Source organism: Colwellia sp. RSH04, from assembly GCF_003545765.1.
Taxonomy (GTDB): Bacteria; Pseudomonadota; Gammaproteobacteria; order Enterobacterales; family Alteromonadaceae; genus Colwellia.
Window position 1 is genome coordinate 469,978 of the sequence record NZ_QXIO01000002.1, and the last position, 9,727, is coordinate 479,704.

The following is a 9,727-nucleotide window of genomic DNA, read 5'->3' on the forward strand; positions in this document are numbered from 1 at the left end:
TTAATGTACTCCTGCGGAATTTAACTTATAGCCAACTCCCCATACCGTTTGAATAATTTGAGGGTTTGACGTGTCTGTTTCTAACTTGCTTCGCAAACGATTAATGTGTGAATTTACGGTATGCTCATAACCACTATGGTGATAACCCCAAACAGAATCTAACAACTGACTTCTTGAAAAAACTTGATCTGGGTGATTACCCAAATAACTTAAAAGCTCAAATTCAGTTGATGTCAGTTCGATGGTATCTTCTTTGTATTTCACTTGATGATAGGTATGATCTATCATGAGTTTGCCTATGCACGTTGCTTGTTGAGCGCTTTCATCATTAACACCGTTAAAGCCATTTTTTGGTTGTTGATGTGTCAATGTACTACCTTGTAGCGCTGAATTTACCGCGTTACTTATTGCACCACTTATTGCACTATTAGCCTCATTACGGCTCATCTGGTTCGCTTTCTCAATACAATGATAACGACGTAATTGTGCCCTAACCCGCGCTTGCAACTCCCTTACACTAAAGGGTTTTGTCATGTAATCATCAGCCCCAAGTTCTAAGCCTAAGACTCTGTCGGTTTCACTGGTTCGAGATGTTAACATTAAAATGGGTTGCAAAGGTTTTGCATCTCGGACTTGGCGACACACATCTAGGCCGCTTAATTTAGGCAACATCACATCAAGAATAATGGCTTGATATTGATTCGTTAAGGCTAGGTTTAAGGCTGTTTCACCGTCGTGACAAATGTCGACATTTAACGCCAACTCTTGCAAATGCACCTTGATTAATTGAGCAATATCATGCTCATCTTCCACAATTAAAACACTATCTTTAGTAATATTATTCATAGGCTCTAGTCAGTAAACCTGACCAGAGCCACATTTACTATTTCGTCCGTGTTATTGTTAATTTTATACTCGGGTTATCAAAGCGGTGAGCTTGCGTAAGCACTGAGCTCATTAAACCGTCGTCTTGACTTACAACACCTGAATGCATTGATACCCTATCAACATCATCACGGATCATGCTGTAACCAGTGCCGCCATCAGCTGGCCCAGGTATTGTTCCCATTGCTTCTGTGTTAGCTTCGGTACCCGCATCATAAACAGCTAAATGCCATGACATGGTCGCATCAACATCAAGCGTTGAAAGCTCTAAATTAGTAAGACCCGAGAAAGCATCATTTGTATTCACCAACATAGACACCATTGTTAAATGGGTAGCTAATTCGTCTGTTGTCGTAATGGTTAATGTTTCGCTTAAGCCAGGCATTAAAGGCCCTTGAGCACTCGCATTCGCGATAACTGACTCTTGTGAAATAAAATCAGTATTATCCCCACCTTCTGCTAACTTCTCTAATGCGATTGATGATGACATACCAATATCCCACATTTTTCCATCAGCATGTAAGACGGCCGTAATCGGTGACAATGGCTGCTCATGCGTTAAATTCACTACAGTAATATCGTAGCTATATTCCATTGGCTCTGGTTGAGGTGGTGGTGGCTCAGTCATGTTATCGTCATTATCACTACCACAAGCTGTTAACGTAGCTGCAAGGGTTAACATCAAAGCAGTTCTTTTATTGAATAAATGAATAGACATAATATCCCCTTATTTAACTACAACAGTGAGTTTAGCAACAGGGTTTAACCAACGTTGTACACTGTTATTAATGTCACTTTTACCTGCCATCATGTCATCGTCACCTAAATTACCGCGATGCACGTGCACAGCCATATTTGTTTCACTCATGGTGACCCCTGTACCATTCATACCAATCATGTTTTCTAACGGTGGTGGCACTGGCATACCCGCTTCACCTACTGCACCACTGCCTCGAATTTCATCATTGGCTTCAGTGCCAGCATCATACGCATTAACATAAACGGTGTAAGTTCCCGCTTCTTCTGGGATCATCCAACGACTTACCCCGACAAAACCATCGTTAGACGGTAAAATCATCGCAGAAAATGATAAGTATTGATTACCCTCATCGTTCATTAACATAAAGTTGGTCGAAGTACTGGGGGCAAGCAAACCTCCTGCAGGGTTTTCAACAGTATTTGCATCAGCATTCGTTAAAACAGACACCAAACCAGAAATATCACCACCTTCTGCCATTGCTGTGAGTTCTGGTGATGCAGCCATACCTGTAGAGAATAATTGAGTGTCGCCGTTATGAGCTGCAGCAACAATAGGGGTAAAATATAAACCTTGAGTTAAATTAGTTACCGTAATATCAAGATCTTGAGCAGATGCCGCAGAGCTAACTGCAATCATAGTTACTGAAGTTGCTACTGTTGTTAAGAGTGTTTTAAATTTCATGATTTCTTCCTTCACTTTGCTTTTGTTATAAATAAGTCAAAGCAAGTATGAAAAGAAAGTGTTGCAATTTGATCACATGAAGATAACTTGATTATCACAAGAACATCACAAACTTATCACAGACAAAGTTGTTTCATAAGCAACTGAAAATCAATAATAAAAAAATAAAATCACTGCTTTGCGCTACAAAAAAAACGTTACTTAAAATTACAAGTCTCCATTAATCGTAAAAATAGTCCCACTTATCGAGCTTTGATTGCACAAAGGATCGTGATTAGGAGAGAATGACGATTACATAAAATTTAATTAATGAGCATATAATGACAATTACAAAGACGTTAATTGCAGTAGCAATTTCAAGTGCGCTACTTACTGCCTGTGCTAAGCAAGGCAATACATCAGTTACTGAGTCAACGGCAACTACACTCAATAGCCAGTCAACCGAACAAGCATCAAAACAAGCAAATGCTCTCTTTGATACTATTTTTAAAGAAGGCGTAAACCGTAACCCCGTAAGACAAACCTACCTTGGTATTAAAGATAATTACGACAAATGGTACGACATGTCAGAGGCTAATAGCGAAAAAGAACACGCGATAGCCAAAGAGAACCTTGCTCGTGTTACCGCCATAGACATTAACAACCTTGATGCGCAAACCCAAATTAGTTACCGCTTATTAGTACAACGCCTTGAAAATCAAATTGCCGATTATAAATGGCGCTACCATAGTTATCCTGTAAACCAAATGTATGGTACTCACTCTCAAATACCTGCATTTTTAATTAATCAACATTCAATTAGCAGCGTTAAAGAAGCACAAGATTATATTTCACGTGTTAAGGGTGCACAAAAGCTAATACTGCAACTCATTGAACAATTAAAGATTCGTGAAAATAAAGGCATTATCGCGCCTAAATTTGTTTTTGAACATGTCATTCGTGATTCACAAAACATACTTATTGGTGCTCCTTTTGATAGCAAAGCAGACAGTACCTTACTTGCTGACTTTACACGAAAAGTTGCTAAGCTAGATATTACTGAAAAAGAAAAATCGGCCTTAACTGATGACGTTAGCCAAGCATTAACACAACACTTAAAGCCAGGTTATCAAGCCTTAATAACTTATCTTACTCAGCTTGAGAAAAAAGCCGATACACGTGATGGCGTGTGGAAATTCCCTGACGGTGAAGCTTTTTATAACAACGCCTTAAAGCGCACAACAACGACAGATTTAACTGCAGAAGACATTCATACTCTGGGGTTAAGTGAAGTTGCCAGAATTCATGATGAAATGCGCGTTATTATGAAAAAAGTTAACTTTGACGGTAACTTAAGTGAATTCTTCGAGTTTATGCGTAGCGACAAGCAATTTTACTACCCAAGTTCACCTGAAGGTAAACAACGTTATATTGATGAAGCCGTTGCCTTAATTGATGATATGGAAGGTCGCCTAGACAGCTTATTTTTAACTAAACCTAAGGCTAAGTTAAAAGTAAAAGCCGTAGAAGCCTTTAGAGAGAAATCTGCAGGTAAAGCCTTTTATCAATCACCTGCACCAGATGGCTCAAGACCCGGTATTTATTATGCCAACCTATATGATATGGAAGCGATGCCAACCTACCAAATGGCTGCTTTAGCGTATCATGAAGGAATTCCAGGGCATCATATGCAACTTGCAATAAAACAAGAGCTTACTGGCATACCTATGTTCCGTAAATTTGGCGGCTATACCGCACACACTGAAGGTTGGGGACTTTACTCTGAATTTATTCCTAAGGAAATAGGCTTATATCAAGACCCTTACTCAGACTTTGGTCGTTTAGCGATGGAGTTGTGGCGAGCTTGTCGTCTTGTTGTTGATACCGGTATTCATACTAAACAATGGACTCGTGAAGAAGGCATTGACTATTACGTTTCAAATACCTCAAATGCCGTATCAGATGCGGTAAAAATGGTGGAACGTCATGTTGTTATGCCATCACAAGCCACTGCTTATAAGATTGGTATGATTAAAATTATTGAGTTACGCGAGCAGGCGAAAGCTGATTTAGGCGACAAATTTGATATTCGTGAATTTCACGATGTTATTTTAAAGAATGGCCCTGTACCGCTTAATGTACTAGCTGAGTTAGTAAACGACTACGTTCAAGATAAACAAAGTTAATAAAAACCCAATGTAATCAATAGGATTTCGTGCTCAGCTTGCTACTGTACTGCTGAGTACGAATATCCCCCCACCTCTAATACTTCAACTTAACATTAAAGTAAGTCAGATAATGGACTTCTGACTCCATTGGCACCATGCTCAATAACATGGGTGTATATTTGTGTGGTTCTAATATCGGTATGCCCCAATTGTTCTTGCACCGTACGGATGTCTGCCCCTCTTTGCAATAAATGAGTCGCGAACGAATGGCGCAATGTATGACAAGTAACATTTTTACTTATGCCTGCTTTCTTGGCCGCAAATTTAACCGCTTTTCTTAATGTGGTTTCATCAATGTGATGTCGACGCAGGGTATTTGACTCAGGATCAGTACTTAACCTTGACGATGGAAATAAATAGTGCCAATTTAATTCTAACCTTGCATTGGGGTACTTTCGTGATAAAGCAAAAGGCAACCACACACCGTGATAATTAACATTTTGTTGATCAATAAGATAATATGATTTAACTAATAACAGCTGAGCTTGTAATGAGTGAACTAATTCTTTAGCTAACGTTACTCGCCTATTCTTACCGCCCTTCCCTTGCCAAACTTGAATGGCATAGAAATCAAAATCGATATCTTGCACTCTTAACCGAACAACTTCCATTAAACGTAAACCACTGCCATACATTATTTGACAAAGTAACTGATATTTTTGAGGGACATTCGCTAATAAGTCAGTAATTTCTTTTTGTGTTAACACAACAGGTAATTTGGTTTGTTGGCGTGATTTATTAAAGTTTAACTCAAGCGTTAAGGGGGTTTCGATAATATGCTTATATAAAAAGACTAGTGCATTTAATGCAATACCCTGTGTTTTAGGTGCTACATTCAAGGTGTTCACTATGTATGACAAGAAGCTTTCAACCTCTTTATTATGGCAATACTTAGGATGTTTTTTATGGTTAAAGTTAATATAAGCTTTTATCCAGTAAGCATAGCTCTCAATCGTCCTTTTCGCGTATCGCTTAACTCGCATCTGCTCTTTAATATAATTCAAATATTCTGAAGACATAAACACCTAATAAAGTAACTGTATATAAATACAGTTTAGTGCATTTCCTTCTTTCTGCAAAGAAAACGTGCAATTTGCCTCCTTTCACACATCGACCAGTTGCTCGATAAATTTAACTCATTGATTATATGGGTTCATTACTTTATTATTTGATTTTTCAATATTTATATAAGGCAAACTTCTTTTTGTGGAAAGAAGGCAATTTGCCTCATAATAAACTGTTAGATCGGTAACGATCTGTTGTATGTGTTTATCGGTTAGATGATTTAATGTACTGTATAAATAATCAGTATATTAACGCGCGCTGCTATGATGAGAAAATCTAACCGAAAAGTTGACACGCGCTATACTTCTTTCATTGTCCTTTAAGTGAGAGAACGTGAGCCTAGCGTGTCTTTGCTAAGGCGGAGCGACTCTCTCACTTAAAGGACAGCGCTTTGGGAGTATGTTCAGATCAATTTCGGTTAGTCGCGCGCTTAAGTGGTTGATTATCTGGAAAAGTTTGGTGGAGTTACCGTCTAACAAGGCGTTCAACTCGGACAAAAAACAGTTGGTTTTTGTTCGTGCCTCACAATTTTAACCAACTATTTATTTGCCGGTTAACAGCGGCGTTATGTTTTAAGGATAATATGGAGAACTTTATGAGCAGGGAATTAGAATTACCAAATAGTTATAAGCTAATTCTTCGTGGAGCTAGATTATGTGTAGCTCTAATTTGTATCTTTGGACTTACTCTTATTTATAGTAGTTTCAAGTTATTTAGCCTTGGTGCTGCTGCAGCCCTCCTTACTCTTGGTGAAGGTATGTTTTATATCGTAGGCTCATTTGTTCTTCTGGGTGTACTTCATAGTTTTATGGAGAGCGCAATAGCACAGTTGGAAACTCGAAATGAAATGGTAAAGTTAACTGCAGAATTGGCTAAAAATAAAACATAACAAGCTAATAAATAAGGACAAAAAACAGTTGGCTGTTTTCGTTCCTCAACATTTTAGCCAACAATTTTTTGCCCATTATTAGGGCGTTATGTTGTTCAAGGAGGTTTGAGTCTATGGATAGATTACATTTAATATCACTTGTCAGTCTTTTACTCTTTCCACTATCAGCATATGCAGAGGTTATGGACAAAGAGCCTTCGCTGTTTCTAGTTATTTTGTTGGGTATTTTCGGATCTGTAGCAACATTATTAACTGCTAGGTTCAAACCTATACTTTTACTCATTGTCGCACCTTTATTTCTTATTTATTTTTATGCGCTGTTAGTTGAAATTAATGATCCTTTTGTTGGTCCCGCTATCCTAAAAGAAGCTGGTTCCTTTTACGTAAATAGCGCATATTTTTTTGCATGTTCTATCGCGTTGTCTATTCCTCTTGGATTGCTTTGGCTTAGGTGGTATAAACAACATAACAAGCTAATAAATAAGGACTAAAAACAGTTTGCTGTTTTCGTTCCTCAACATTTTTAGCAAACAATTTTTAGCCCATTATTAGGGCGTTAGATCGGTAACGATCTGTTGTATGTGTTTATCGGTTAGATGATTTAATGTACTGTATAAATAATCAGTATATTAACGCGCGCTGCTATGATGAGAAAATCTAACCGAAAAGTTGACACGCGCTATACTTCTTTCATTGTCCTTTAAGTGAGAGAACGTGAGCCTAGCGTGTCTTTGCTAAGGCGGAGCGACTCTCTCACTTAAAGGACAGCGCTTTGGGAGTATGTTCAGATCAATTTCGGTTAGTCGCGCGCTTAAGTGGTTGATTATCTGGAAAAGTTTGGTGGAGTTACCGTCTAACAAGGCGTTCAACTCGGACAAAAAACAGTTGGTTTTTGTTCGTGCCTCACAATTTTAACCAACTATTTATTTGCCGGTTAACAGCGGCGTTATTTGGCAACACGAAATCAAGTTAATATTTATGTGTAAGAGCGGTGTTTTATAAATTGGTTTGGTGGGTTATGCCTCAGTTTTCGCCTAGCCGTTTTGGTGTTCATCGCTAATAGACTTTACGCTTTTTAAGTAACTTCGCTGTAAAGCCATTAACTTTGTTCTAGCTTTCGTGTTTGGCTCAAAAATCACTGTTTGGTTAGTCGTGTTGCTGGGCACTTTTTAGTTCTACGGTCGGGCTGCCAAACTTATTAAAGCTCTTGTTATCGTTAGTGTTTATCGCTACCATCAAATAACAAGATAATTCAAACGGACTAAAACAGTTTGTCTCGTTTTTTGCAAAGTACCGCAAAAACCAATCCAACCTATTTTAGCCGCTTAATATAAGCGTTATGTACCGCCTACTTTTTGAGGTAAATATTTTTATTAGTTCGGTGGTTTAAGGTTGGTTTGGTATTTGTAGCTTTTGAGTTTTCGCCAAGCAAAGTAGGGCAAACCAATTTAGCAGTTTTTAGGTTGGCTCAAAGTTAACTGCTTGGTGTTAATTAGGCGGTGAGCGCTTTTGCTTTTTTCCGTTTATCTATTAACTTTTTGCATTGTTTGTTAGTGTAAAGTTTATAAGTAACAAATACATAACAAGCAATTAAACAGGGACAAAAAACAGCGGGCTGTTCGCTTCGCTCCATTTTAGCCCACTATTTTTTGCCCATTAATTGGGCGTTATAAGTAATCAAGGCATGGGAGTCATGGATGAATTTTAAAGCTTTCTCAATTAAACGTTTTCTGGTTATATCTTTTATATTTAACTTACCTCCAATATTGGCTTTAACAAAAATTGGATTATTATTTCTACCTTTATTATTCTGGGTAAATATCCCCGTTTTGTGGACAGGTGTTGCAAAAGCTATGGGTGAGACACACTTCAAAATTGAAGGGTTTGGGGCTTTACCCCAATCGGTAACGGCGTATGTGGTTGTAGTGCTATTTTGGCTTTTGTTGGCAGGTTTGATTACCGTAGTAACAAGTAAAAAAAAGTCAGAGTAAATTACTTATAACAAGTCACTCAAAAGGACAAAAAACAGTTGGTTTTTGCTCCTGCGTCGCTTATTTTAACCAACTATTTTTTGCCTCTTAGTGAGGCGTTATATTTATTGTGGTTTCAAAAAGGATATAAGATGAAATGGATTATTTTAATTTTAACTCTTAACTTGTTTGGTTGTGTTAATAAAGCATATGAAGAAGATCCTAAAAAGTGTACAGACCCGCTTTGCCTTTCAATTGCTGTTGCTATGAGTAAATCTAATAGCCAGTATCAAAAGTGTTCTGATATGCCAGAGACTCAAAGAAAGTCTTGTGAAGCGAAAGTAGAGTCTTTAAAAAAACATATTAGTGATGCAAGTAAAAAATAAATATAACAAGCAATTAAACAAGGACAAAAAACAGTTGGCTTTTGTTCCTTCGTCACTATTTTAGCCAACCATTTTTTGCCTGTTAATTGGGCGTTATATGCTCTTAGTAATTATGTTTTAGAGCAAGAGATTTTAACCAGTGTTTTACGCTAAACAAGGTTTGGTATTAGCACACTAATAAGCGTTGCCTTTTATACCTTTTTCAAAGGTGGCAACGCTATTAATTTAGTTCTGGCAGTTGTGAGTAGCGTAAAAAATCACGGTCAGGTTTTAATATTACGGGCGGCTTAAGTTCGTGCAGTGTTTGGGTACAAGCTCCGCTGCATATAACAAGTTGCTCAAACGGACAAATTACAGTTGGTTGGCGCTTCGCGCATTATAACCAACAATAATTTGCCCCTTAGCAAAGCGTTATAACTAAAACCTACTAAAGGAGTAGTTCGATGAAAAAAGCAATCACTATCTTATTAATGGCATTTGCCCCATTGTCTTTTGCTGATACAAGTCAACAAATTGAACCCAAAAAGAAAAGTATTGATATAACAAAATTTTGTTATTATGCGGATCTTGAGTATTCAAAAGGAGCAGAAATGTTACAAGTCGGAAAAAGCATGACGTGTACTCTTATCAGCGAAAGTAAATTGAAATATAAAAAAGAGCAAAAAGATACCTTAGTATGGGTCGCAAATTAGTTATAACAAGTTGCTCAAACGGACACGTACAGTTTGCTTGCGCTCCGCGCACTTTAGCAAATTGTACTTAGCCGCTTAGCAAAGCGTTATTTGGCAACACGAAATCGAGTTGTTATTTTATTGTAAGAACAGTGTTTTCAAGGTTAGCTTGGTGGGTTACGCCTCAGTTTTCGCCTAACCGTTTTGGTGTTT

Annotated in this window: 10 protein-coding genes; 6 read left to right on the forward strand and 4 right to left on the reverse strand. The window is 37.8% G+C overall.

The genetic code is table 11. The features are described 5' to 3' along the window. Genes D1094_RS05615 through D1094_RS05625 form a run of 3 tightly spaced genes read right to left on the reverse strand, consistent with a single transcriptional unit; the run spans window position 1 to window position 2,326 of the window. Complete coding sequence (locus tag D1094_RS05615; protein WP_118959096.1) at window positions 1-846, reverse strand: response regulator transcription factor; 846 nt, start codon at window positions 844-846, stop codon at window positions 1-3. 37 nt (window positions 847-883) lie between these two features. After that, window positions 884-1,603 carry a spondin domain-containing protein gene (locus D1094_RS05620; protein WP_182440099.1) on the reverse strand — a complete coding sequence of 240 codons (720 nt, stop codon included), beginning with the start codon at window positions 1,601-1,603 and terminating at the stop codon, window positions 884-886. Window positions 1,604-1,612: 9 nt separating this feature from the next. After that, the gene (locus D1094_RS05625) at window positions 1,613-2,326 is read right to left on the reverse strand and encodes a spondin domain-containing protein (RefSeq protein ID WP_118959097.1); all 714 of its coding nucleotides are present in this window, start codon (window positions 2,324-2,326) and stop codon (window positions 1,613-1,615) included. Window positions 2,327-2,646: 320 nt separating this feature from the next. On the opposite strand from D1094_RS05625, the gene D1094_RS05630 reads away from it, so the two are divergent. Further along, the gene (locus D1094_RS05630; protein ID WP_404851444.1) at window positions 2,647-4,491 is read left to right on the forward strand and encodes a DUF885 domain-containing protein; all 1,845 of its coding nucleotides are present in this window, start codon (window positions 2,647-2,649) and stop codon (window positions 4,489-4,491) included. A 95-nt stretch (window positions 4,492-4,586) separates the two neighbouring features. Here the strand turns inward: D1094_RS05630 and D1094_RS05635 are convergent, their stop codons facing one another. Beyond that, window positions 4,587-5,552, reverse strand: coding sequence for an integron integrase (locus tag D1094_RS05635; RefSeq protein ID WP_118959098.1), 966 nt, complete (start codon window positions 5,550-5,552; stop codon window positions 4,587-4,589). A 641-nt stretch (window positions 5,553-6,193) separates the two neighbouring features. Here D1094_RS05635 and D1094_RS05640 point away from each other — a divergent pair. The 5 genes from D1094_RS05640 (at window position 6,194) to D1094_RS05660 (ending at window position 9,535) form a co-directional block, all read left to right on the forward strand. After that, on the forward strand, window positions 6,194-6,487 hold the full coding sequence (locus tag D1094_RS05640) for a hypothetical protein (protein WP_147361055.1): 294 nt from the start codon (window positions 6,194-6,196) through the stop codon (window positions 6,485-6,487). Window positions 6,488-6,600: 113 nt separating this feature from the next. Beyond that, window positions 6,601-6,978: a hypothetical protein gene (locus D1094_RS05645; protein WP_118959100.1), complete on the forward strand. Its 378-nt coding sequence runs from the start codon at window positions 6,601-6,603 to the stop codon at window positions 6,976-6,978. Between the two features lie 1,206 nt (window positions 6,979-8,184). After that, entirely contained in the window at window positions 8,185-8,478 is a 294-nt protein-coding gene (locus D1094_RS05650) for a hypothetical protein (RefSeq protein WP_118959101.1), read from the forward strand. A 131-nt stretch (window positions 8,479-8,609) separates the two neighbouring features. Continuing rightward, complete coding sequence (locus D1094_RS05655) at window positions 8,610-8,843, forward strand: hypothetical protein (protein WP_118959102.1); 234 nt, start codon at window positions 8,610-8,612, stop codon at window positions 8,841-8,843. 443 nt (window positions 8,844-9,286) lie between these two features. After that, window positions 9,287-9,535, forward strand: coding sequence for a hypothetical protein (locus D1094_RS05660; protein ID WP_118959103.1), 249 nt, complete (start codon window positions 9,287-9,289; stop codon window positions 9,533-9,535). Window positions 9,536-9,727: the final 192 nt, after the last annotated feature.

What these genes read in the sequence shown, in the direction of transcription:
- D1094_RS05645 (WP_118959100.1), top strand. Translation starts at nt 6,601, where the DNA reads ATGGATAGATTACATTTAATATCACTTGTCAGTCTTTTACTCTTTCCA.
- D1094_RS05635 (WP_118959098.1), bottom strand. Translation starts at nt 5,552, where the DNA reads ATGTCTTCAGAATATTTGAATTATATTAAAGAGCAGATGCGAGTTAAG.
- D1094_RS05650 (WP_118959101.1), top strand. Translation starts at nt 8,185, where the DNA reads ATGAATTTTAAAGCTTTCTCAATTAAACGTTTTCTGGTTATATCTTTT.
- D1094_RS05615 (WP_118959096.1), bottom strand. Translation starts at nt 846, where the DNA reads ATGAATAATATTACTAAAGATAGTGTTTTAATTGTGGAAGATGAGCAT.
- D1094_RS05655 (WP_118959102.1), top strand. Translation starts at nt 8,610, where the DNA reads ATGAAATGGATTATTTTAATTTTAACTCTTAACTTGTTTGGTTGTGTT.
- D1094_RS05640 (WP_147361055.1), top strand. Translation starts at nt 6,194, where the DNA reads ATGAGCAGGGAATTAGAATTACCAAATAGTTATAAGCTAATTCTTCGT.
- D1094_RS05660 (WP_118959103.1), top strand. Translation starts at nt 9,287, where the DNA reads ATGAAAAAAGCAATCACTATCTTATTAATGGCATTTGCCCCATTGTCT.
- D1094_RS05630 (WP_404851444.1), top strand. Translation starts at nt 2,647, where the DNA reads ATGACAATTACAAAGACGTTAATTGCAGTAGCAATTTCAAGTGCGCTA.
- D1094_RS05625 (WP_118959097.1), bottom strand. Translation starts at nt 2,326, where the DNA reads ATGAAATTTAAAACACTCTTAACAACAGTAGCAACTTCAGTAACTATG.
- D1094_RS05620 (WP_182440099.1), bottom strand. Translation starts at nt 1,603, where the DNA reads ATGTCTATTCATTTATTCAATAAAAGAACTGCTTTGATGTTAACCCTT.